This is a genomic window from Lysinibacillus sp. 38-6 (genome assembly GCF_046245175.1).
GTDB lineage: Bacteria > Bacillota > Bacilli > Bacillales_A > Planococcaceae > Lysinibacillus.
On sequence record NZ_CP176417.1, the window covers coordinates 2,868,885 to 2,892,308 of the forward strand.

A 23,424-nucleotide genomic window follows, 5' to 3' on the forward strand; every position below is an offset into this window, starting at 1 on the left:
ATATGTCAAAATAAATTTTAATATTCTAAAAAATTTGACATACGGTTACGAAGGGGGACTTACATTGCATCCATACCATTTAATTATGAATAAAATGCTAAAACGGAATTTTGCTTTTATCCCTATAGAAGAAGTCGTTACTAAAATGAATAATGATAAAATACAGTATTTTGTGATTGAAAATGACAAGCCTTATGCCGTGAAAAGAGGCAAAAGAAAAAGTGATATTAACTATATAGCCTGTCAAATTGTTCGCATGGATTGTCCGCTCAAAACAGCGCTTGATTATTTAGAGGAATATGATTATTTACTAGTGCGCGACGAAGCAAAAGAATATATAGGTTATTTATGGAAGGAATCGTTAATGCATGATCTTGCCTATGAATTAGAGTGTATCAACGCATACTTAAACACTATTTTAGAAACGATTAATGAGTCTTGTACTGTCATTGATGGTAATCAAAACGTCATTTATTGGACCAAAGGTGCAGAAAGTATTTTTTCTGTATCTGGTAATCATATTATTGGACAGCCCATCACTAATTTTTTTAAAGAAGACCAACTTGAAATATTACATACATTGCAGCATGGGAAATCAGTTTATCAGCAACAGCATTTTCCTCGTGAAGATCTTGTCGTGATGATTAATTCAAATCCTGTTATGTTAAATGATAAAACGATTGGTGCAGTGGTGGCAGAGACGGATATTACGCATGTAAAAAAATTAAACGAAGAGCTCCATCTTACATCGGAAAAATTGTTAAATTTAGAAAAACAGATGAATACAAATGGCTTAGCATACGATCCTTTTACATTGATACGTGGTAATAGTCCGCAGCTGAAAAGCGTGCTTGAAAAGGTCAAAAAAGTCGCAGAAACAGAGGCAAATATTTTAATTTACGGTGAAAGTGGGGTCGGCAAAGAGCTTTTCGCTCGTGCAGTCCATGCCATTCGTGAAAAACCTGAAGCACCCTTTGTCGCAATTAACTGTGGGGCCATTCCTAGTGGCTTATTTGAAAGTGAGATTTTTGGCTATGAAAAAGGTGCCTTTTCTGGTGCCCATCAAAAAGGGAAAAAAGGAAAAGTTGAGCTAGCCCGTGGCGGCACCCTGTTTCTAGATGAAATTGGTGAAATGCCTTTAGACATGCAAGTAAAAATTTTGCGATTGCTACAAGAGAAAACATTTTATGCAGTCGGTGGCACAAAGGAAATGGATGTTGACTTTAATTTAGTAGCTGCTACGAATCGGGACTTAAAACAACTAGTTGCAGAAGGGAAATTTAGAGAAGATTTATATTACCGCTTAAATGTTGTAAATTTCACTGTTCCTCCATTACGTGAGCGAGCATCAGATATTTTAGAAATTAGTAACTATTTCTTATATGAAAAATCGATTAAATACAACCGCCCTATTCAGGGAATACCCCCTGAGATTGCCAATATTTTATTGCACTATCAATGGCCAGGAAATGTACGTGAGCTTAGTAATGTTATAGAACGGCTCGTTGTATTTTCAAACGAGGGAGCCATTCATCTAGAAGATTTACCGGCTGATATTTTAGCGGCCGTTCCTAAGGCAGAACTACTGGAAATACCAAAGGATGTGCCACAAAGCAATGGCACTCAATTAAATGAACAGCTTGAACATTATGAGCGTGAAATTATTTTGCAACAGCTAGCTTCCGTGAATGGCAATAAAAAGATTTGCGCCAAAAACTTAGGCATTACGCGAGCAACTTTATACAACCGATTAAAAAGGCTAAACATAGATGTCTAATTTTTATAAACTGTCCAATTTTTTATACACTCAGTGTTCGATACTTTAAACAAATGCTTGTTGCTTATGAAGCTCCTATAAGAAATTTTCTGGCATAGTTTTTGCAGTAACTATATACGTAAATAAAAAATGCGTATTAGGGGTGTAGGCTATGCAAAATAAAACGATGATCGTATGTCGTTGTGAAGAAGTGAGCTTCGATGAACTGGTCAAAACAGCATCTGAAAATAATTGTTCTGCACGAGAATTAAAATTACGTACGCGTGCAGGTATGGGCTATTGTGGTGGTCGCACTTGCCGCACAATGGTAGACCAAATCGCACATATCCATCAGCCAAGAAGCAATAATGACATATCATTAAAATACCAAGCTCCCATTCGCCCGGTGCGTTTTGCGGATTTAGGGGAGGTTAAATAATGACAGAACGTATTATGAGCCATCCTATTTTGGGAGATTTGCCACACAAGGAAAAAGTATCTTTTACTTTTGATGATCAATTATACGAAGCATATAAAGGCGAATCTTTAGCAGCTGCCTTACTTGCTCAAGGTGTCCGCACATTGCGCGTACACGAAGAAACTGGTCACCCTCGTGGTATCTACTGTAATATTGGTCATTGCTTTGAATGTCGTGTCAATATTAATGGCTTAGATGGTGAGCGTGCATGTATTACGCCCGTCGCTGAAGGTATGGTTGTTAAGAGTGGCAAAGCACTTCCAACAACGGTACGTGATTGGAGGAAACATCATGGAAAATAAAGTGATAATCATTGGTGCCGGCCCTGCTGGTCTTTCTGCCGCTATCACCTTAGCTGAAAAAAATATCGGCGTTGTCGTTATGGATGAGTACTTATATGCAGGTGGACGTTTACTTGGGCAACTTTACGAGGAAACACCAAATAAATGGTGGAATGGCATAGCAGAATCTGAACGTTTGTTAGCTCGTGCTAAAGAGTTGAATGTCGAGTTGTCACTACAAACGTCCGTATCAGATTTAGAAAAAATAGATCAAGATTGGGTACTCTATACGAATAAAGGTGTTTTCCATACAAAGCAGTTGCTGTTAGCTACAGGGGCCGCCGAATCACCGTTTCCTATTCCAGGATGGACGTTGCCTGGTGTCATGTCTGTAGGCGCTGCGCAAGTCATGACAAATGTGCATCGAGTAAAGCCTGGCAAGCGCGGCGTCATTATTGGTGTGAATGTGCTTTCCTCTGCAATTGCTATGGAGTTACAAATCGCTGACGTGCAAGTTGCAGCTATCACATTACCTGCAGCTAATTTATTAACAATTGATAGTAGTAACCCATTAGATGTAATGAATTCTTTATTACATGTTTCTCATATGGCCCCTTCCCCACTTATAAAGATTGGTAGTAAGTTTATGAAAAATGAATTTCTAAAGAAATTAGGGATTACGTTCTATCCGAAAGATGGGGTGAAAATGTGGGGAATTCCGATTATGTTGCGAAAAGCTGTTATAGAAATCGTTGGTAAAGAGCAAGTAGAAGGTGTTGTCCTAGCAACAGTAAATGTTGATGGTTCTATCGTTCCAGGCAGTGAGAAACGCATTGATGTAGATTTTGTTTGTATCGCCGGAGGATTATATCCGTTAGCAGAATTGGCCTCTTTGGCAGGTTGCCCATTCCATTATATTGAACAATTAGGTGGATTCGTCCCACTACATAATGAACAAATGGAGACAAACTTAGATGGCTTACATGTTGCGGGCAATATTACAGGAATTGAAGGAGCAAAAGTAGCATTAGCACAAGGAAAAGTTGCTGCCTTATCGATTGCATCTAAGTTAGGTGCTAGCGTTACGCAACTAGACATTCAACAAGCTATTGAAAATGTTGAAGTAACAAGGGCTAACGCCCATATTCAATTCCACCCAGAAGTTTTAGTAGGTCGTGAAAAAATGAAGAAAATTTGGGCACAGTCTTTGTCACAAACGTTGAGTTAACACTGTCCAAATTTTAGACACAAATGATAAAAGTGTATAAAGTTTTTAAATAAAACATTTTTATAAAAAATCTTTCTCCAACTAATGAGAGAAAGATTTTTTATTTTATTTTAGCCATATTCCATTAGTTTCATTATCGAAAAAAGCATGCTGCTCAATTATTGGCACAAATAATGCATTATCCATTAGTAAGGAAGAAAGTTGAAAGGAGGTTTTCTATAGAACGATAGAGCGATAAACGTGCTTTAAAGAATGGATGTGGGCTGTGCAATGATTAGTTAAGGGGGAAAATAAATGGAAGCCATCGTGAATACTTTAGTTGATTATATTTGGGGAAATGCACTCGTTTATTTAGCATTAGGTGTAGGCTTATACTTCACTGTTATTACAAAAGCTGTTCAATTTCGTTATATTCCTGAGATGATTCGATTATTGCGTCAACGAGGCGAAACGAACGAAGGCATCTCATCTTTTCAAGCGTTCTGTATGGCATTGTCTGGGCGTGTTGGGGTCGGTAATATCGCTGGGGTAGCAACTGCTATTGCTGCTGGAGGACCCGGTGCAGTATTTTGGATGGGTGTTATGGCATTCCTAGGTGGAGCAAGTGCATTCATCGAATCAACATTAGCACAAGTCTATAAGGAAAGAGCAGATAATCAATATCGTGGTGGATCGCCCTACTATATTGAAAAGGGATTAAAATTAAAAGGATTTGCTGTCTTTGTAGCAATCGTAATTTGTATTTCGTATGGGATTTTAGTTCCAGGGATACAAGCAAATACAATAGCTGCTTCATTTAATACAGCATTTCATTTACCGCCATTTATAACAGGTATCATTATTGTTGTACTTTTAGCATTAATTATTTTTGGTGGCATTAAGCGAATTGCACGTGTAGCAGATAAAGTTGTCCCTATTATGGCGGTTGCTTACGTTCTATTAACCATCATTATTTTAGGAGCTAATCTAAGTGAAATTCCTGCAATGCTTACATTAATCGTTACAAGCGCTTTTGGTACTAATGAAATATTCGGAGGTATTGTTGGTGCGGCCATTGCCTGGGGTGTAAGACGTTCCGTGTTTTCAAATGTAGCTGGTGCAGGAGAAGCAACATTCAGTTCAGCTGCCGCTGAAGTATCACATCCAGCAAAACAAGGTTTAGTCCAAGCCTTCTCTATTTACATTGATACGATTATCGTCTGCACAGCTACGGCTTTAATGATTTTAATAACAGGTATGTATAATGTAACACCTCCAGGTGCAACAGCACCGCTAGTAGAAAACGTTCCAGGCCTTGTGGCAGGTACTGCTTATACGCAAGCCGCTGTGTCTACTGTATTTCATAATCTTGGAAGTAGTTTTGTAGCTATTGCTATTTTCCTTTTCGCCTTTACCACTTTAATGGCATATTATTATATAGCAGAAACGACAATTGTCTATCTAGATAAGAAATTGCAATATCCTATATTAAAATTCGTTTTAAAAGTAATTTTTTTAATAGTTGTTTATATCGGAAGCGTTCAATCTGTGAGCCTTATGTGGGGGTTAGGAGATATTGGATTCGGCAGTATGAGCTATTTAAACTTTATTGTAATCGTTTTATTATCAAGACCTGCGATCAAAGTATTGCGTGATTATGATCGTCAAAAGAAGGCAGGACTTGATCCAATTTTTGATCCACGTAAAGTAGGCATTGAAAACGCCGATTTTTGGATAACATACAGTGATAAATACAAAAAGAACAAATAAGTGATAAATAAAAAAACAGTCAGCACTCAGCTGACTGTTTTTGTTGCCTAGCGACGTCCTACTCTCACAGGGGGAAGCCCCCAACTACCATCGGCGCTAAAGAGCTTAACTTCCGTGTTCGGTATGGGAACGGGTGTGACCTCTTTGCCATCATCACTAGACTATGTTCGACCTTCAATACACGGCGTATTACTGCGTCAGCTGCTCTCGTTCAATCAGTCACGTACAAAAGTACGCTCCTTCAATCACTCGTTTGCTTCCTTGTACTACTTGTGTCTTGAAGCTCTTATGGCTTTCAATACACTCTGTATCAAAGCTCGGTTTTTAGAAAGTGTTGTTCTTTCAAAACTGGATAAACGGTTCATTGAATGTTTCAAACATTTTTGGTTAAGTCCTCGATCGATTAGTATTCGTCAGCTCCATGTGTCACCACACTTCCACCTCGAACCTATCTACCTCATCGTCTTTGAGGGATCTTACTTACTTGCGTAATGGGAAATCTCATCTTGAGGGGGGCTTCATGCTTAGATGCTTTCAGCACTTATCCCGTCCACACATAGCTACCCAGCGATGCCTTTGGCAAGACAACTGGTACACCAGCGGTGTGTCCATCCCGGTCCTCTCGTACTAAGGACAGCTCCTCTCAAATTTCCTACGCCCACGACGGATAGGGACCGAACTGTCTCACGACGTTCTGAACCCAGCTCGCGTACCGCTTTAATGGGCGAACAGCCCAACCCTTGGGACCGACTACAGCCCCAGGATGCGATGAGCCGACATCGAGGTGCCAAACCTCCCCGTCGATGTGGACTCTTGGGGGAGATAAGCCTGTTATCCCCGGGGTAGCTTTTATCCGTTGAGCGATGGCCCTTCCATGCGGAACCACCGGATCACTAAGCCCGTCTTTCGACCCTGCTCGACTTGTAGGTCTCGCAGTCAAGCTCCCTTGTGCCTTTACACTCTACGAATGATTTCCAACCATTCTGAGGGAACCTTTGGGCGCCTCCGTTACCTTTTAGGAGGCGACCGCCCCAGTCAAACTGTCCGCCTGACACTGTCTCCTGCCCCGCTAAGGGGCATGGGTTAGAATTTCAATACAACCAGGGTAGTATCCCACCGACGCCTCCTTCGAAGCTGGCGCTCCGAGATCTCTGGCTCCTACCTATCCTGTACAAGTTGTACCAAAATTCAATATCAGGCTACAGTAAAGCTCCACGGGGTCTTTCCGTCCTGTCGCGGGTAACCTGCATCTTCACAGGTACTATAATTTCACCGAGTCTCTCGTTGAGACAGTGCCCAGATCGTTACGCCTTTCGTGCGGGTCGGAACTTACCCGACAAGGAATTTCGCTACCTTAGGACCGTTATAGTTACGGCCGCCGTTTACTGGGGCTTCAATTCGCAGCTTCGCTTGCGCTAACCACTCCTCTTAACCTTCCAGCACCGGGCAGGCGTCAGCCCCTATACGTCACCTTACGGTTTTGCAGAGACCTGTGTTTTTGCTAAACAGTCGCCTGGGCCTATTCACTGCGGCTCTCATGCGCTTGCACGCTCAAGAGCACCCCTTCTCCCGAAGTTACGGGGTCATTTTGCCGAGTTCCTTAACGAGAGTTCTCTCGCACACCTTAGGATTCTCTCCTCGACTACCTGTGTCGGTTTGCGGTACGGGCACCTCTCACCTCGATAGAGGCTTTTCTTGGCAGTGTGAAATCAGGAACTTCGTCCATACGGACTCGCCATCACAGCTCAACGTTACAGTGTGCGGATTTGCCTACACACACGCCTTACTGCTTGGACGCGCACAACCAACGGCGCGCTTACCCTATCCTACTGCGTCCCCCCATTTCTCAAACGGTGAGGAGGTGGTACAGGAATATCAACCTGTTGTCCATCGCCTACGCCTATCGGCCTCGGCTTAGGTCCCGACTAACCCTGAGCGGACGAGCCTTCCTCAGGAAACCTTAGTCATACGGTGGACGGGATTCTCACCCGTCTTTCGCTACTCATACCGGCATTCTCACTTCTAAGCGCTCCACCAGTCCTTCCGGTCTGACTTCAACGCACTTAGAACGCTCTCCTACCACTGACATCGTAGATGTCAATCCACAGCTTCGGTGAATCGTTTAGCCCCGATACATTTTCGGCGCAGCGTCACTCGACCAGTGAGCTATTACGCACTCTTTAAATGATGGCTGCTTCTAAGCCAACATCCTGGTTGTCTGTGCAACGCCACATCCTTTTCCACTTAACGATTACTTTGGGACCTTAGCTGGTGGTCTGGGCTGTTTCCCTTTTGACTACGGATCTTATCACTCGCAGTCTGACTCCCGTGTATAAATATCTGGCATTCGGAGTTTGTCTGAATTCGGTAAACCGGGATGGCCCCCTAGTCCAAACAGTGCTCTACCTCCAGTATTCTCATCACGAGGCTAGCCCTAAAGCTATTTCGGAGAGAACCAGCTATCTCCAAGTTCGATTGGAATTTCTCCGCTACCCACACCTCATCCCCGCACTTTTCAACGTGCGTGGGTTCGGGCCTCCAGTAAGTGTTACCTCACCTTCACCCTGGACATGGGTAGATCACCTGGTTTCGGGTCTACGACCACGTACTAATTCGCCCTATTCAGACTCGCTTTCGCTGCGGCTCCGCCTTCTAAAGCTTAACCTCGCACGTAATCGTAACTCGCCGGTTCATTCTACAAAAGGCACGCTATCACCCATTAACGGGCTCTAACTACTTGTAGGCACACGGTTTCAGGATCTCTTTCACTCCCCTTCCGGGGTGCTTTTCACCTTTCCCTCACGGTACTGGTTCACTATCGGTCACTAGGTAGTATTTAGCCTTGGGAGATGGTCCTCCCGGATTCCGACGGAATTTCACGTGTTCCGCCGTACTCAGGATCCACTCTGGAGGGAATAAACTTTCGACTACAGGGCTTTTACCTGCTCTGGCGGACCTTTCCAAGTCGCTTCATCTAACTCATTCCTTTGTAACTCCGTATAGAGTGTCCTACAACCCCAAGAGGCAAGCCTCTTGGTTTGGGCTCTTCCCGTTTCGCTCGCCGCTACTCAGGGAATCGATTTTTCTTTCTCTTCCTCCAGGTACTTAGATGTTTCAGTTCCCTGGGTCTGCCTTCAAGACGCTATGTATTCACGTCAAGATACTACGCGATTAAACGTAGTGGGTTCCCCCATTCGGAAATCTCCGGATCAAAGCTCACTTACAGCTCCCCGAAGCATATCGGTGTTAGTGCCGTCCTTCTTCGGCTCCTAGTGCCAAGGCATTCGCCGTGCGCCCTTAATAACTTAACCAAGTTATTAAGCCTAAAAAACTTAATTTTAAAAAAATAAATGTGTTTGTTACAATTTCAATGTCGTTTTATCCAGTTTTCAAAGAACAAATTCACTACCTGTTTCTACTTCTTCGCAGATTTGCGACGAAAGCGTAGCGACAGGAGCACAGTTTTGAAGTGTTTCATCTTAATGATGAACCTTCAAAACTGAACGCAAAACGTAATCTTACAAACCCAAGGTTTGTATTCCGAAAATATCCTTAGAAAGGAGGTGATCCAGCCGCACCTTCCGATACGGCTACCTTGTTACGACTTCACCCCAATCATCTATCCCACCTTCGGCGGCTGGCTCCAAAAGGTTACCTCACCGACTTCGGGTGTTACAAACTCTCGTGGTGTGACGGGCGGTGTGTACAAGGCCCGGGAACGTATTCACCGCGGCATGCTGATCCGCGATTACTAGCGATTCCGGCTTCATGTAGGCGAGTTGCAGCCTACAATCCGAACTGAGAACGACTTTATCGGATTAGCTCCCTCTCGCGAGTTGGCAACCGTTTGTATCGTCCATTGTAGCACGTGTGTAGCCCAGGTCATAAGGGGCATGATGATTTGACGTCATCCCCACCTTCCTCCGGTTTGTCACCGGCAGTCACCTTAGAGTGCCCAACTAAATGATGGCAACTAAGATCAAGGGTTGCGCTCGTTGCGGGACTTAACCCAACATCTCACGACACGAGCTGACGACAACCATGCACCACCTGTCACCGTTGTCCCCGAAGGGAAAACCATATCTCTACAGTGGTCAACGGGATGTCAAGACCTGGTAAGGTTCTTCGCGTTGCTTCGAATTAAACCACATGCTCCACCGCTTGTGCGGGCCCCCGTCAATTCCTTTGAGTTTCAGTCTTGCGACCGTACTCCCCAGGCGGAGTGCTTAATGCGTTAGCTGCAGCACTAAGGGGCGGAAACCCCCTAACACTTAGCACTCATCGTTTACGGCGTGGACTACCAGGGTATCTAATCCTGTTTGCTCCCCACGCTTTCGCGCCTCAGTGTCAGTTACAGACCAGATAGTCGCCTTCGCCACTGGTGTTCCTCCAAATCTCTACGCATTTCACCGCTACACTTGGAATTCCACTATCCTCTTCTGCACTCAAGTCTCCCAGTTTCCAATGACCCTCCACGGTTGAGCCGTGGGCTTTCACATCAGACTTAAGAAACCACCTGCGCGCGCTTTACGCCCAATAATTCCGGACAACGCTTGCCACCTACGTATTACCGCGGCTGCTGGCACGTAGTTAGCCGTGGCTTTCTAATAAGGTACCGTCAAGGTACAGCCAGTTACTACTGTACTTGTTCTTCCCTTACAACAGAGTTTTACGAACCGAAATCCTTCTTCACTCACGCGGCGTTGCTCCATCAGGCTTTCGCCCATTGTGGAAGATTCCCTACTGCTGCCTCCCGTAGGAGTCTGGGCCGTGTCTCAGTCCCAGTGTGGCCGATCACCCTCTCAGGTCGGCTACGCATCGTCGCCTTGGTGAGCCGTTACCTCACCAACTAGCTAATGCGCCGCGGGCCCATCCTATAGCGACAGCGAGATGCCGTCTTTCAGTGTTTCACCATGAAGTGAAACAGATTATTCGGTATTAGCCCCGGTTTCCCGGAGTTATCCCAAACTATAGGGTAGGTTGCCCACGTGTTACTCACCCGTCCGCCGCTAACGTCAAAGGAGCAAGCTCCTTCTCTGTTCGCTCGACTTGCATGTATTAGGCACGCCGCCAGCGTTCGTCCTGAGCCAGGATCAAACTCTCCATAAAAGAAATTTGATTAGCTCAAATTGTTTTGCTGGCATCAATTTTGATGTCCAAAATTTTTGTTTCATTCACTAACCGAAGTTAGCTCAGAAACTATATTGATTACGTTTTGCTTGTTCAGTTTTCAAGGTTCATTTCGTTGCTGTTTTTAGCAACTTTTATATCATAACATTTTTAATTTTTGTTGTCAACAACTTTTTTTGAAGTTTTTTCTTCTTTGTGAAGCGACAACTTTTATATCATACCACTTCACTATGTTGATGTCAACGTTTTTTTAAAATGTTTTTTTGGAGCGGGTGATGAGAATCGAACTCACGACATCAGCTTGGAAGGCTGAGGTTTTACCATTAAACTACACCCGCAAATATTAAAATATAATATGGCGCGCCCGGCAGGAGTCGAACCCACAACCTTCTGATCCGTAGTCAGACGCTCTATCCAATTGAGCTACGGGCGCATTTACTAAATAACTGAACTGACTTGACTTGGTGCGGCCGAGAGGACTTGAACCTCCACGGGGTTGCCCCACTAGGCCCTCAACCTAGCGCGTCTGCCATTCCGCCACGACCGCATTCAAAAAAATAGGAACTTTCTTATTATACAATGATAATGTGAAATATCAACCTTTTTCTTAAAAAAGATGAGCCATGAAGGACTCGAACCTTCGACCCTCTGATTAAAAGTCAGATGCTCTACCAACTGAGCTAATGGCTCTTATTAAGAAATGAATGGCTGGGGTACTAGGATTCGAACCTAGGCATGACGGAATCAAAATCCGTTGCCTTACCGCTTGGCTATACCCCAATAAGTGGCGGTCCCGACCGGGATCGAACCGGCGATCTCCTGCGTGACAGGCAGGCATGTTAACCGCTACACCACGGGACCAATGTTACAATTATTTATATTTATTAAAAATGACCCCTACGGGATTCGAACCCGTGTTACCGCCGTGAAAGGGCGGTGTCTTAACCGCTTGACCAAGGGGCCATGGCTCCGAAGGCAGGACTCGAACCTGCGACAACCTGATTAACAGTCAGGTGCTACTACCAACTGAGCTACTTCGGAATAATCATATTGTTTTGTCGTCTCATCTTGTCGACTTTTACTATTATAGGGATTACCGCTATAAACGTCAACCTTTTTTTAAAAGTTTTTTTGTTCAACTAATTTCAATGGCCCTGAACACTTGCCACAACAGTATTTCTGTACATTTAATCTAATTTTTCTAACATATATTTGGCTGCATTTAATACAAGTATACGTATAATGAGGGCGCTGCTTTTTGCTCCGAGAAGTAGGTTTTTGTAAAGCTGAACAAAATCGAGGTGCGTTCACTTTTTTTAATAAGTCACGAAAATCCTTGTCACGATGCTGATAGCCCTTTCCTTCAATGTGCAAATGATAATGACATAACTCATGAAGTATGATCCCCTCTACTTCTTTTACACCGTACATTTCTAATGCTTTTGGATTGATTTCAATATGATGAGATTGCAAAAGATAGCGGCCGCCTGTTGTACGAAGTCTTGGATTAAAGTATGCTCGATGCATAAACGGTTTATTGAAACTTTCTAGTGAAATTCGACTGACTAGCTGTTGTAGTTCCTCATTGTTCATGTTCCTCACCTCTAACAATAAGAATACCACACTGTGCAGTATAGACAGTGTGGCAAAAAATTATTACTTTTCAACGGTTTGTTTTTCTGGAGTTAGCATTGTTAATGAAATACGTCCTTTATTGACATCTATCTGTTCCACCCACACTGTGACAATATCACCTAGCGCCACAACTTCTAATGGATGCTTGATACGCTTTTTTTGCAACTTCGATATATGCACAAGGCCATCTTGTTTTACACCAATATCAACAAATGCACCAAAATCGACTACATTACGGACGGTACCTTGCAATTCCATACCTACCTGTAAGTCTTCCATTTTTAAAACATCTGTTTTCAGTAGTGGCTGTGGAAAAGCATCGCGCGGATCGCGACTTGGCTTCATCAAGGTATCAACAATATCCTGAATTGTCACAACGCCAATTCCTAATGTATTACTTAATTCTTGAACATTAAGGGCAGCAATGGCTTCCTCTGCCTTTTGTGTTCCTAAATCTTTTTTATTGATATGGGCCGCTTCTAAGATTTGTTCTGCAATATCGTAGCTTTCTGGGTGAATACCTGTCGCATCGAATGGATTCTTCGCTTCCGGTACACGTAAAAACCCTATTGCTTGTTCGTACGTTTTTGCACCAAGTCGTGGAATTTTTTTAAGCTGCGCACGCGTTGTAAATTGCCCATTCTCTTCTCGTACTTTTACAATATTTTCAGCAACAGTTTTCGATAGCCCAGAAACATATTGCATTAATGAAGCTGATGCTGTGTTTACATCGACTCCTACTTGATTGACCGCTGTTTCTACTATAAATGAAAGCGACTCTGATAATTTCTTTTGCGAAACGTCATGCTGGTATTGGCCAACACCTACTGCCTTTGGCTCAATTTTCACTAATTCAGACAACGGATCTTGCAAACGTCGTGCAATCGATACAGCGCTACGTTGCTCTACTTGTAAATCTGGAAATTCAGCACGTGCAATGTCCGACGCAGAATAAACTGAAGCACCCGCTTCATTGACAATCACATAGGCTACATCTGTCTTCACTTCATTTAATATATCCGCAATAAACTGCTCTGTTTCGCGTGAAGCTGTACCATTACCAATAGCAATAATCTTAATAGGATATTTTGCTAAAATTTCTTTCACGACAGCTTTTGATTTTGCTACATCTGGCTTTGGTGGATGCGGATAAATCGCTGTCACTTCTAACATTTTCCCCGTCTCATCCACAACAGCCAATTTACAGCCTGTCCGATAAGCAGGGTCGACTCCCAATACATATTTGCCTTTTAACGGAGGCTGTAATAATAAATTACGGAGATTTTCAGAGAAAATATGAATAGCTTGCGCCTCAGCTTTTTCTGTTAATTCATTGCGTAACTCTCTTTCGATAGATGGTTGAATCAATCGTTTGTAGGAGTCTTCTATTGCAAGCTTTACCTCGGCAATAGCCGGTGATGAACCTGTAGCCGGTATCCATTCTTTCCACATAATCATAAGGACGCGCTCTATCGGCACTTGTATCGCTACCTTTAAAACATCCTCCTTCTCCCCACGATTTACCGCTAAAATGCGATGAGGAACAATACGGTTAACAGGTTCTTCATATTCGTAATACATTTCAAAAACTTTTTTTTCATCTAACTCTGCATTTTTTAATGCAGTAGTCAGTACGCCCTCTTTCCAAGAAAAAGCACGGATTTTTTGTCGTATTCCCGCATCATCTGCAAAGCGCTCTGCTAAAATATCTCGCGCTCCAGCCAATGCATCTTCCACTGTTACAACATTTTCTGTATCTACAAAGTCTTGAGCTAAGTGGACTAACGCTTCATTACGATACTCCATAAGAAGATTAGCTAATGGTTCTAGCCCTTTTTCTTTTGCAATTGTCGCCTTCGTACGTCTCTTTTGCTTATATGGACGATACAAATCTTCAACACGTTGTAAAACTGTTGCTACTTGAATTGCATTTTCAAGTTCAGGCGTTAATTTATCTTGTTCTTGAATTAAACGGAGAACTTCCTCTTTACGTTGTTCAAGTTGCTGTATGTAATGATAACGATCTTCTACAGCTTTTATTTGTACTTCGTCGAGCGAGCCTGTCGCTTCTTTACGATAGCGAGCAATAAACGGGACCGTATTACCTTCATCCAATAGTTTTATCACAGCCTCTGCTTGATTCGCTTTAATTGCTACATCCTTCGCAATAAGCTGGTACATTTGTTTTTGTTCCACTTTATCACTACCTTTTTTCTTTTCATTTTACCATTACACTTCAGTAAAAAACCAAAGATTGTCCATACTCTGGTAAAAGTAGACAAAAATATAAGGCGTTTATTGCTATTGGATGGGGAAATCCACTAGTAATAAACGCCTTCATATAAACATCACAGCGGCACACTACCACTTGCAAGAATGACTTCTTGTAATTTCTTAATTGCTTTCCTTTGTATTCTCGAGACATGCATTTGAGAAATACCCAATTGTTCTCCAGCTTCTTTTTGACTCAGTTGCTCTAAATACGTTAGCTGAATTACTTGCTTTTCTCGTTCATTTAAAACTTCCATCGCATCCGCAACAATCATCCTTCTATTGGTCATTTCATAACCGATATCTTCTTTCCCCATAATATCAGATAGCGTGACCGTACTTCCGTCACTATCAGACTCTATGGAATGATCCATTGACAGTGCTTGGTAACTGCGGCTCATCTCCATTGCCTCTAACACTTCTTCTTCAGGAACTTCTAAACGTTCCGCAATTTCTTGAATGGAAGGGGACCGTTGAAACTCGATTGTTAACGACTCTACAGTTGTTTTAATACGCGGTCCTATCTCTTTAATTCGTCTTGGCACATGAACGTCCCATGTTTTATCTCGTAAAAATCGCTTAATCTCTCCAACAATTGTCGGTACAGCAAAAGCCTCAAAGCTACGCCCGAAATCGGCATCAAAACGTCTTATTGCCCCTAGTAAACCGAGCATCCCTACTTGCACAATATCATCATAATAAGATTTACCATATGAATATTTGCGAGCGATGGACTCTACTAAATTGCGATAATGAATCACCAAATTGGTTTGTGCTTCCTCATCCTCTGTTGCTTGGTACAGCGCTATCCACTTTAATACATCTTCCTTTGAAGATGATTTATGTAGTGATTCTTTCGACATTTTTTTCCACCTGCTCCCTAGCGACATACTTTGTCATAAAGACAGTTACGCCACCATCGTTATTAATCATCACCTCATCCATCAAAGTTTCCATTAAATAAAGTCCCAAACCGCCCTCTCTTAGCCCCGCTATACTATCTTCAGGATGATAAGGCCCAATTTTCGTTTTAACCTCTTCAAAATTAAAACTATTCCCATAATCTGCAATCATCATTTCCAACTTATTATCATAAAGGGCACACCCTATTACAATTTCGCCTTCTTCAGCATCTTTATAAGCATGATGCACAACATTTGTCACCGCTTCACTTACTGCAATTTTCAAATCTTCGATATCATCGTAGCTAAATCCTATACGGCTAGCTAATCCCGAAACCGTTAAGCGAATAACACTGACAAACTGCGGCTTTGCAGGAACCCTAATTTCAATATAGTCAAATTCCTTCATTACTTAATTCCACCTTCTTATCAGTTTCTATATCCATCAGTTCACTTAAACCAGTAATTTCAAATAATCTTTGTAATCGTTTCGATAGACCTACGATTCTCACTTTACCCTCTTCACGTAAAGCTCTTTTATAAAAAGCTACTAAAATACCGAGACCTGTACTATCCATATAATTAACTTTTGATAAATCTAATTCAATATCCATATCTTTTATAATGTTGACTGCTTCTAGTTCCTCACGTAACCCAGAAGCTGTATACGTATCAATTTCACCTTCAATAAAGCCATATAATTTTGTTTCTTCTTTTTTAAAATTTACCACCATGTCCATACAGCCCACCTCCACCATATTATTTTGACTTCCCTTCTTTACCCCCATCTAACAAACGTTAAACATCAAGTTTTATTTTTTTTATCATATCTTAATTTTTTTCTTGTACTCATATAAATCCGTCGACAATTTTCTACAAACATAACAATGGAATGATAACTACTCCTTTTCTTTCATCTATTAATACTATTTTTAAAATGGCGAATTAAAAAAACATCAGGATAACTACTCCCTGATGTTCTATACATATATGTATATCAAAATTTAACAAGCCCTAAACTAATCATCAATGCGCCATCTACTTTTTCCATAACTGCATGATCAAGCTGCGTAATACGATCCGTCAATCTTGACTTATCGATTGTACGCACTTGCTCAAGCAAAATGACCGAGTCACGTTCAAAACCATACTTTTCAGCATTTATTTCAACATGCGTCGGTAACTTTGCCTTTTGAATCTGTGCAGTAATTGCTGCGATGATGACAGTTGGACTAAATCGATTTCCAATATCATTTTGAATAATCAATACCGGCCGAGTACCACCTTGTTCGGACCCTACTACCGGCGATAAATCTGCAAAAAAAACGTCACCACGTTTTACATTCAAAGTGTCATCCCCCGCTAACGAGACGCTCCACTGTATGTTGTGCTTCATATTCCGCGTGCAAGCATTCACTCGCAATCATCAGATTAATATGAGACATCTCAACATATCCTTTCATCATAGCTTCCCGTATTTGATTTGGTTGCTCCTGCATTAAATTTTTGCGCGACAAAAGACGCACAAAAGATTCACCTTCAATTACTTCCTTTGTTTGTAGAAACAGTCTATCTTGAACAGCAATTGTAGCTTCTCTTAACTTTTTCTCGTACACAGCAAGCACCTCCAACGGAACCATACACTTTTTCATTACTACTCATTCTACCATTGAAAGATATTGTTGAAAAGACATGAAATGACAAAATATCTGACAATTTGAAGGACAAGTTGTAAAAATTTGTTGGTTATCAAAGGAACTTACTGTTACCCAATGTCATATAGACAGCGGTGTTGAGTGCTTATTTCCGCTTCACGCTACATAATCGTTGAAGAAATGTGCATACACATTTAAGTAACAATTTCGACAAATATTCATTAACTTCATCTGTCAAAGCGTTTTCGAAAATACATTGTATTAAATACTGTTAGAAAAATCATGTTTGTACCAGTGCGTTTAGATTTTTTAAAGCCTGCTCGACAAGCTCCAAGTAAATCGTCTCCGCTTGCTCAAGGACTTCTGCTTAAACCTGGTTAAATATAAACTCGAGGAACTCTTGCTGTAATAATACATGGTACTTCATAATTAATTGTTTCAAGCTTCGTTGCCCATTCATCCATTGAAATCACTTCTTGCCCTTGTCTACCAATAAGCGTCACTTTCTTACCTATAGCATATGCTTTTGGTAGGGCAACCATACATTGGTCCATGCAAATTCGTCCAATAATCGGCATTCTTTGTCCATCGATCAGTACTTCTTGTCCAGCTAACTTGCGAATAACTCCATCTGCATAGCCTACAGGAATGGTACCGACCCACATATCCGACTGCGCAACAAATGTTGCCCCGTACCCAACCGACTGTCCTGCTTTTAACTGCTTAACATGAACAAGCTCGCTCTCAAGTGCAAAGGCTGGTTTCAATGCAAACGGTAAAATTGCTTCCACATAGGATGATGGCGCTAACCCATACATTGAAATACCATAGCGTACTGCGTCATAGTGTAGACGATGATTCTTCACTAAGGCAGTTGCTGTATTGGATGCGTGTACTAGTCTAGGTTTTTCAGGCAATAGAGAAATGAGCTTTTCAAATAACTGTACCTGGCTATCGAAATAGGCTGTTTCTTCCTCATCAGCTGTTGCAAAATGAGTAAAAATACCATCCAATTCTACATTGTCAGTTGAATGGATTGTCTGGTATAGCTCTAATAATTCTTGCTCTGTACGTATACCAATTCGGCCCATCCCGCTATCTACCTTTATATGTAGTTGTAAAGGGTTTGTTTCACCAGCAATAATTGCCGCTGCCTGCTGTATCCATTCACTCGAAAATACTGTTAGTGTAATACGTTGTTGGGCTGCATATGGAGCAAATGATACTGGTGATGCCCCTAATATTAGTATGTCTGGTTCCTCGAAATGCGCTCGAATATGTAATGCTTCGTCCGGTGTTGCCACTGCAAGCATCGTAGCACCCGCTTCCAAAGCTGCTTGAGCAACTGCTATATCACCATGTCCATAGGCATTCGCTTTCACGACTGCAATAATTTGTACATTTGGTTGAAGTAGATCTTTCAAATTTTTTATATTTTGTTGGATTGCTTGTAAATCTACAATTGCTTTAGTTGGTCTAAAATGCTGCTGTGTCTCCATTAGAATACCCTCTTTTTTATTTATTAAACCATTATGTATTGCAAAAAATACCATATACATAAAAAAATAGCGCCAAAATTTCTTCGACCTTACTTGAAAGGCATGCGACACCCGCCGGAACCTTAACATGATTTAGCTATGATTTAAACAATAACTGAATTCATATGCAAATTCCATCTTCCACTGACAATGGGAACGTCTTAATACTTGTCCATAACTAATAGTATACTTCAATCTTCTCATACGTGGATTTAGAGTTCGTTTCGTTACTTAAATTCGACGACATGTGGTCATCTTCCTTTTTTTTGCTGTTACATAAATAGTCGTTTCTCTTACAAAATTTGAAACACTCTTCTATAGCACATTTCTATAAGAACAGCGTTGCCATCTTCTCTGATCAATAACCGTTTTGTGCCTAATAAGCTACAGCCTCCTATATAATAGAAAGCTGTAGCTCAAAAATTACTTCATACTACTTATCGTCATGGAAGTAGCAACTTCCATCATTTCTTCTCGCGTCAACTTACTAGAAGCAACAAAGAATGCAACACCATCTTTTTCCCAGCTAATAGATGTATCGGTAATAGCTCCGATAGTAAAGCCTAAGTCAACAGGATCACCAGGTGAAGTAACTGGTAACATGGCCGTCTCTTTCATTACTGGTTGTTGCATAACCGTGAACGCTTTATCACCTTCAAACGTTAAAATAACGCGATCCATACCACCCTCACGGATAGCTTTTTCACCTATCATTTTCGTGTTTTCAAAATTTACAACTGGATAATGCGTTTGGAATTCTTCATATTCAACTTCTGCACCGACTGCTTCTTTTTCACCATTTGCATCTGCTTCACCTTTAGCACCTTTTTCATCTGTTGCATCTTTGCCATCTTTATTTGTAGGTGCAGCTTGTTCGCCTTTTGAATCATCTGATTCAGTAAACTGCTCCACAGCATACTCTTTTGCAGCATGTTGTACACCTAACTTAATATTGTTAAATGTAATACGAATTTGTTCTTCTTTCACATCATTCATAATTACTACAGAAGTAGGAAGCATCGTTTTCTTATCCACCGTAATGACTTGGTGAGGCATACTATTTTTATAGCTATTTCTAGTAGCCGCTTCAAATATATATGCTTTGTCCTCTTCTTTCATGACTAAATTTTTATCTTCAGCTAAATCTTCTGCTAGCGCTCCAATTAAATATGCCTGACTATTTTTCTTTGGCCAATCACTTTGGAACTTATACATTTTGTTTAATGTTGGTGTCACAACAAAAACACCATCTGCATTCCGCACAATCATCTGTGAAACATCTTTGCCACTTTCTACTACTTCCACTCGATAGAAATCAGGTTTAGTATGCCAAACTGTTACATCATACGTTCTAGGTTCTCCCCCAGATTTAATCTCCATCTTCGCGTCTAACTCATAACCATTTGTCTCTGACCACTTACCACTAACTTTCTTTAACACCTTTTCCTGTGAGGCTGTACCACACGCCGACAGAAGTAATATCGCACAAATTAAGACGAGCCAAGTAACTAAACGGTTGCCCACGCTTTCACCCTTTCTTCTTTCAAATCCACTACGACAATATATGAACCTTAGTAGTCAGTTATGTCATTTGAAGAAAAGGTAATATATTTTATTACAACAGTAATATTACTTGTGCGGCTGCATATTGCTTCGTATGTGTGATACTAACGAATCCATTGACAAGCTCCCCTTTAAAATATAAAACAGGGTTACCAGCAGCTCCTCTTAATATTTCGATATCTTGTAGCGCACAATCTTTACCAATCCCTGTACCTAACGCTTTAGAAAAAGCCTCTTTAGCAGCAAAGCGCCCCGCTAAAAATTCTACTTTGCGAGATTCTGTATGCGCCGCAAATAGTGTACGTTCTTGCGCTGATAAAATGCGGTCTTTAAATTTCTCGGTACGTGTCATCGCTTTGATAATACGCTCGGTTTCCACTATGTCGAGACCAATTCCTTTAATCATATGAACTTCTCCTTTTCTTATTTCCAAAAAGCCATGTATAATAATTGTAAATTGAGGTGGAGCTATGTTTAGTAGAACAGAAAATTTTAAGCAATATACAAGTTATTACCCTGTTGTGTCAACATTAATAGCCGTTAATCTTATACTTTATGTATTAACACTTGTTCCCGTTGTAGGCGGGCTATTATGGGATTATGGGATTCAAGTCAACTTTCTCGTACAAAGCGGTGAATGGTGGCGGGTTTTCTCAGCAATGTTTTTACATGCGAACTTTATGCATGTGCTCTTTAATATGTTTTCCCTATTTTTATTTGGGCCCGAGCTTGAGAAAATTGCAGGTAAAGCACGATTCATTACGATTTATTTATTATCGGGTATCGTAGGTAACATGGCAACCTTTATGCTTAATGAAGGCGGCTATGCAAGTCTTGGCGCAAGTGGCGCAATTTTTGGGATTTTCGGTGCGTTCGGTGCACTTGTCTACTATACACGCCGCACGATGCCTATGCTTCGAAAGCTAATATTGCCGATTATCGTTATCAGTGTCATCATGACTTTCTTGCAATCTAATGTAAATGTTTATGCCCATTTAGGTGGCTTAGCAACCGGATTCATTCTTGGACTTATTTACTTACACCCTGCAAGAATTTTAAGCTGGCGCAAGCAAAAAATGGCAGGCAAATAACTTGTAAAAAGAGGAGCCCCAACGGTGATTTGGGTTGTTCCTCTTTTTTCATATTACCTCACTGCCCACTATCGATAAATGATAGTACATCATTCGCCTCTTGCGCTATTTCAATTTTTTCCATCCTTGTTCAATTCCCCTTAAAAAAGCTAATCTCTACATTTGCAAAGATTAGCCTACAATTCTCTATTTAATGCTCAAACCAGGATAATATAGCTTCAGCATCTTGCTGTTCTACGCTTGGTACATGACCTGTCATACCGGACATGCCCGACATAACTGTTGCTTTAATGGACATTACTTGCTTTCGTTTTTGGAAATACGTTTGACTACTTTCCATCGATTGTATACGTTTCTTCTCCATAAACAATGTAATGCGGCTAAATATTCGATATTGCATCGTAAGCTGCTTGCCGTCAATCATGTAGCCAGCCGTTCTATGTTGCCAAATGCCCAGTAATAGAGTGAGTGGAATGAGTACTAATGACAACAACCCATAAGGATAGAAGAAATAACTACATGCCCCCATTATCGGGACTAGCCACAAAAAATCAATGCGATAGAAAAAAGGACGCGCTCGTTTTGGAGCTCTTGTCATAGTAGGATGCCAATTCATTTCAGGGAAGAGTTGTACAAGCGTTTCTACACAATCCCGCTTTTTAATTAGTGGAAACAATGCAATTTTCTTATCTCCAGCTTTTTCACCGTTTCCACCTGCACTTTCTACTATAACAGTGGCAAAACCAAATAGTTGGCGTAGCGGATTTTCCACAATACGGATTGCCTGAATGCGATTTAAAGGCAATGTAATTCTTTTCTTTTCCAGTAAACCTTTTGTAATCATCAGCTTTTCATCTTCAATTCGAACAGTATAATCGTAGTAATTTACAAGCGTGATGATAACCGATATGAACCATGCTACGATCAGTACAAACATAACTGTTAAGGCAACTAAAAATGCCCCGACTTTCGCAAAATCCGCTAGTTCATGAAAGACCTCTTCATACGGAATAATATCTGAAAATTGGGAGACTACTGCTGCCAGCCCTGACAACACGACCCCGATCCCACCAGAAGTCGTAGCTAACACAAGTAAGTCCCGCATCGACATATGATAAATAACTGGAATACTTACATCCTCTATTTGCTCAGGTGATTGCTCCAGTGCAGATGGTTGAGCCATTTGTGTTTTTGCACGGCGCATTTCCTGTTCAATAACATCTGCTGCAACTTTTCTAATAGCTGTTAATTCTACCTCTGGCTTGCCGCCTTTATTGCCAGCTGTCTCCACTTGGACCTTTACTAAACCAAAAATACGATGGAAAATACCTTCATGATAATTTAAACTTTGAATGCGTTCAAAAGGTATATAGCGCTTCTTTTTAACGAATAATCCGTACGTCACACGCAATTCGCCTTCCTCAAACCAATAAACAAAGGTGCGCCATTTAATGAGCCCCCCTACAAGCGCAAGGATTGCTGCTACCCCCCACACACCAAACAATAAAACTGTTTCAAAAAAATATTCACTGCGGTAGTTGAACGAAAAGTTAAAACCGTTCGTAATCACTATAATGGCAACAGGGAGTATCATACTTTTCAGCGCTTTGACACTAGAAATAATAGCCGCAACGGGGTGTAAACGATACACATCATTAGACATCGTCTTCCGCCACCCTTGCTAATTCTGATATACGTGCCCGAAGTCCATCTGCCTCATCCATGACCAACGCAGGAATTGTATGTACTGTAGCAGCTGTAGAAATTGAAATATTGCCTAAGCTATATCGTTTTAAAATAGGACCTTGTGTCGTATCAACATGTTGCACACGCACCATCGGTATGAGTGTACGTTTTACAACAAATAAACCATGTTGGACTTCGATTTCATGCTCACGCACTTCATAACGCCAACGTTCCCAACGAATTTTTGGAAATAAATACGCCAATAAAAAAGCACTAAGTATGACAACTGCAACGGCAATAAAGTAAATAAATGATGGCCAATTAAAATAAAAAGTACCGTAACTAACAAATGCTGCTATAACGAGTAATAGCACTGTCTGTAACACGCCATATAATCGCCATACGGTTAACCCTTTGCGGGAAATTTGATGTGCTGGTTCAGTTCTCATGTCGTTCCTCCT

The 23,424-nt window shown here is 41.3% G+C and carries 18 protein-coding genes, 8 tRNA genes and 3 rRNA genes; 6 read left to right on the forward strand and 23 right to left on the reverse strand.

The features are described from left to right. The first annotated feature begins 85 nt into the window (after positions 1-85). The 5 genes from ACKVEV_RS14680 (at position 86) to ACKVEV_RS14700 (ending at position 5,492) form a co-directional block, all read left to right on the forward strand. Complete coding sequence (locus ACKVEV_RS14680; protein WP_409370564.1) at positions 86-1,777, forward strand: sigma-54 interaction domain-containing protein; 1,692 nt, start codon at positions 86-88, stop codon at positions 1,775-1,777. Positions 1,778-1,928: 151 nt separating this feature from the next. After that, positions 1,929-2,195, forward strand: a complete 267-nt coding sequence (locus ACKVEV_RS14685) for a (2Fe-2S)-binding protein (protein ID WP_409367102.1) — start codon at positions 1,929-1,931, stop codon at positions 2,193-2,195. Further along, positions 2,195-2,536 carry a (2Fe-2S)-binding protein gene (locus tag ACKVEV_RS14690; RefSeq protein WP_409367103.1) on the forward strand — a complete coding sequence of 114 codons (342 nt, stop codon included), beginning with the start codon at positions 2,195-2,197 and terminating at the stop codon, positions 2,534-2,536. The genes ACKVEV_RS14685 and ACKVEV_RS14690 overlap by 1 nt, the downstream gene beginning before the upstream one ends. After that, the gene (locus ACKVEV_RS14695; RefSeq protein ID WP_409367104.1) at positions 2,526-3,743 is read left to right on the forward strand and encodes an NAD(P)/FAD-dependent oxidoreductase; all 1,218 of its coding nucleotides are present in this window, start codon (positions 2,526-2,528) and stop codon (positions 3,741-3,743) included. Before ACKVEV_RS14690 ends, ACKVEV_RS14695 begins: the two co-directional genes overlap by 11 nt. A 294-nt stretch (positions 3,744-4,037) precedes the next feature. Next, complete coding sequence (locus ACKVEV_RS14700; RefSeq protein WP_409367105.1) at positions 4,038-5,492, forward strand: alanine/glycine:cation symporter family protein; 1,455 nt, start codon at positions 4,038-4,040, stop codon at positions 5,490-5,492. Between the two features lie 45 nt (positions 5,493-5,537). Here ACKVEV_RS14700 and rrf read toward each other — a convergent pair. The 21 genes from rrf to acpS form a co-directional block, all read right to left on the reverse strand. After that, positions 5,538-5,653: ribosomal RNA gene (gene rrf, locus ACKVEV_RS14705) — 5S ribosomal RNA — on the reverse strand. A gap of 222 nt (positions 5,654-5,875) precedes the next feature. Further along, positions 5,876-8,803, reverse strand: a 23S ribosomal RNA gene (locus tag ACKVEV_RS14710). Between the two features lie 245 nt (positions 8,804-9,048). Further along, positions 9,049-10,601, reverse strand: a 16S ribosomal RNA gene (locus ACKVEV_RS14715). Together the 16S, 23S and 5S rRNA genes with 8 tRNA genes alongside form the textbook arrangement of a ribosomal RNA operon. Before the next feature lie 285 nt (positions 10,602-10,886). After that, positions 10,887-10,960, reverse strand: a tRNA-Gly gene (locus ACKVEV_RS14720). An 18-nt stretch (positions 10,961-10,978) separates the two neighbouring features. Beyond that, positions 10,979-11,055: transfer RNA gene (locus tag ACKVEV_RS14725), tRNA-Arg, on the reverse strand. A 29-nt stretch (positions 11,056-11,084) separates the two neighbouring features. Continuing rightward, positions 11,085-11,169: transfer RNA gene (locus ACKVEV_RS14730), tRNA-Leu, on the reverse strand. Positions 11,170-11,239: 70 nt separating this feature from the next. Then, a tRNA-Lys gene (locus tag ACKVEV_RS14735) sits at positions 11,240-11,312 on the reverse strand. A 15-nt stretch (positions 11,313-11,327) separates the two neighbouring features. Next, a tRNA-Gln gene (locus ACKVEV_RS14740) sits at positions 11,328-11,402 on the reverse strand. 5 nt (positions 11,403-11,407) lie between these two features. Beyond that, positions 11,408-11,483: transfer RNA gene (locus tag ACKVEV_RS14745), tRNA-Asp, on the reverse strand. A gap of 30 nt (positions 11,484-11,513) precedes the next feature. Then, positions 11,514-11,585 (reverse strand) — tRNA-Glu (locus ACKVEV_RS14750). Between the two features lies 1 nt (position 11,586). Beyond that, positions 11,587-11,663: transfer RNA gene (locus ACKVEV_RS14755), tRNA-Asn, on the reverse strand. Positions 11,664-11,741: 78 nt separating this feature from the next. Then, positions 11,742-12,215: a SprT family protein gene (locus tag ACKVEV_RS14760; protein WP_409367106.1), complete on the reverse strand. Its 474-nt coding sequence runs from the start codon at positions 12,213-12,215 to the stop codon at positions 11,742-11,744. A 63-nt stretch (positions 12,216-12,278) separates the two neighbouring features. Further along, on the reverse strand, positions 12,279-14,453 hold the full coding sequence (locus ACKVEV_RS14765; RefSeq protein WP_409367107.1) for a Tex family protein: 2,175 nt from the start codon (positions 14,451-14,453) through the stop codon (positions 12,279-12,281). A gap of 152 nt (positions 14,454-14,605) precedes the next feature. Beyond that, a complete protein-coding gene (gene sigB, locus ACKVEV_RS14770) occupies positions 14,606-15,391 on the reverse strand; it encodes an RNA polymerase sigma factor SigB (protein ID WP_409367108.1) in 786 nt (261 codons plus the stop codon). Next, entirely contained in the window at positions 15,369-15,839 is a 471-nt protein-coding gene (rsbW, locus tag ACKVEV_RS14775) for an anti-sigma B factor RsbW (RefSeq protein WP_409367109.1), read from the reverse strand. Before rsbW ends, sigB begins: the two co-directional genes overlap by 23 nt. Next, positions 15,826-16,170, reverse strand: coding sequence for an STAS domain-containing protein (locus tag ACKVEV_RS14780; protein WP_409367110.1), 345 nt, complete (start codon positions 16,168-16,170; stop codon positions 15,826-15,828). Before ACKVEV_RS14780 ends, rsbW begins: the two co-directional genes overlap by 14 nt. Positions 16,171-16,427: 257 nt before the next feature. Continuing rightward, positions 16,428-16,778: a type II toxin-antitoxin system PemK/MazF family toxin gene (locus ACKVEV_RS14785; RefSeq protein WP_008177055.1), complete on the reverse strand. Its 351-nt coding sequence runs from the start codon at positions 16,776-16,778 to the stop codon at positions 16,428-16,430. Between the two features lie 4 nt (positions 16,779-16,782). After that, positions 16,783-17,046, reverse strand: a complete 264-nt coding sequence (locus tag ACKVEV_RS14790) for a hypothetical protein (protein ID WP_402927574.1) — start codon at positions 17,044-17,046, stop codon at positions 16,783-16,785. A gap of 416 nt (positions 17,047-17,462) precedes the next feature. Continuing rightward, positions 17,463-18,584, reverse strand: a complete 1,122-nt coding sequence (alr, locus tag ACKVEV_RS14795; protein WP_409367111.1) for an alanine racemase — start codon at positions 18,582-18,584, stop codon at positions 17,463-17,465. A 462-nt stretch (positions 18,585-19,046) separates the two neighbouring features. Next, the gene (locus tag ACKVEV_RS14800; protein ID WP_409367112.1) at positions 19,047-20,147 is read right to left on the reverse strand and encodes a LolA family protein; all 1,101 of its coding nucleotides are present in this window, start codon (positions 20,145-20,147) and stop codon (positions 19,047-19,049) included. Positions 20,148-20,238: 91 nt separating this feature from the next. Beyond that, the gene (gene acpS, locus ACKVEV_RS14805) at positions 20,239-20,592 is read right to left on the reverse strand and encodes a holo-ACP synthase (RefSeq protein ID WP_409367113.1); all 354 of its coding nucleotides are present in this window, start codon (positions 20,590-20,592) and stop codon (positions 20,239-20,241) included. Positions 20,593-20,656: 64 nt separating this feature from the next. On the opposite strand from acpS, the gene ACKVEV_RS14810 reads away from it, so the two are divergent. Next, entirely contained in the window at positions 20,657-21,277 is a 621-nt protein-coding gene (locus tag ACKVEV_RS14810) for a rhomboid family intramembrane serine protease (protein ID WP_409367114.1), read from the forward strand. 190 nt (positions 21,278-21,467) lie between these two features. On the opposite strand, the gene ACKVEV_RS14815 is transcribed toward ACKVEV_RS14810, so the two are convergent. After that, positions 21,468-22,940, reverse strand: a complete 1,473-nt coding sequence (locus ACKVEV_RS14815) for a PH domain-containing protein (protein ID WP_409367115.1) — start codon at positions 22,938-22,940, stop codon at positions 21,468-21,470. Further along, a complete protein-coding gene (locus tag ACKVEV_RS14820) occupies positions 22,933-23,412 on the reverse strand; it encodes a PH domain-containing protein (RefSeq protein ID WP_409367116.1) in 480 nt (159 codons plus the stop codon). The genes ACKVEV_RS14815 and ACKVEV_RS14820 overlap by 8 nt, the downstream gene beginning before the upstream one ends. Between the last annotated feature and the right edge of the window lie 12 nt (positions 23,413-23,424).

Excerpts from the sequence above, each read along its gene's own strand:
- ACKVEV_RS14680 (WP_409370564.1), top strand. The coding sequence starts at position 86 with ATGAATAAAATGCTAAAACGGAATTTTGCTTTTATCCCTATAGAAGAA.
- ACKVEV_RS14685 (WP_409367102.1), top strand. The coding sequence starts at position 1,929 with ATGCAAAATAAAACGATGATCGTATGTCGTTGTGAAGAAGTGAGCTTC.
- ACKVEV_RS14690 (WP_409367103.1), top strand. The coding sequence starts at position 2,195 with ATGACAGAACGTATTATGAGCCATCCTATTTTGGGAGATTTGCCACAC.
- ACKVEV_RS14695 (WP_409367104.1), top strand. The coding sequence starts at position 2,526 with ATGGAAAATAAAGTGATAATCATTGGTGCCGGCCCTGCTGGTCTTTCT.
- ACKVEV_RS14700 (WP_409367105.1), top strand. The coding sequence starts at position 4,038 with ATGGAAGCCATCGTGAATACTTTAGTTGATTATATTTGGGGAAATGCA.
- ACKVEV_RS14760 (WP_409367106.1), bottom strand. The coding sequence starts at position 12,215 with ATGAACAATGAGGAACTACAACAGCTAGTCAGTCGAATTTCACTAGAA.
- sigB (WP_409367108.1), bottom strand. The coding sequence starts at position 15,391 with ATGTCGAAAGAATCACTACATAAATCATCTTCAAAGGAAGATGTATTA.
- rsbW (WP_409367109.1), bottom strand. The coding sequence starts at position 15,839 with ATGAAGGAATTTGACTATATTGAAATTAGGGTTCCTGCAAAGCCGCAG.
- ACKVEV_RS14780 (WP_409367110.1), bottom strand. The coding sequence starts at position 16,170 with ATGGACATGGTGGTAAATTTTAAAAAAGAAGAAACAAAATTATATGGC.
- alr (WP_409367111.1), bottom strand. The coding sequence starts at position 18,584 with ATGGAGACACAGCAGCATTTTAGACCAACTAAAGCAATTGTAGATTTA.
- acpS (WP_409367113.1), bottom strand. The coding sequence starts at position 20,592 with ATGATTAAAGGAATTGGTCTCGACATAGTGGAAACCGAGCGTATTATC.
- ACKVEV_RS14810 (WP_409367114.1), top strand. The coding sequence starts at position 20,657 with ATGTTTAGTAGAACAGAAAATTTTAAGCAATATACAAGTTATTACCCT.
- ACKVEV_RS14815 (WP_409367115.1), bottom strand. The coding sequence starts at position 22,940 with ATGTCTAATGATGTGTATCGTTTACACCCCGTTGCGGCTATTATTTCT.
- ACKVEV_RS14820 (WP_409367116.1), bottom strand. The coding sequence starts at position 23,412 with ATGAGAACTGAACCAGCACATCAAATTTCCCGCAAAGGGTTAACCGTA.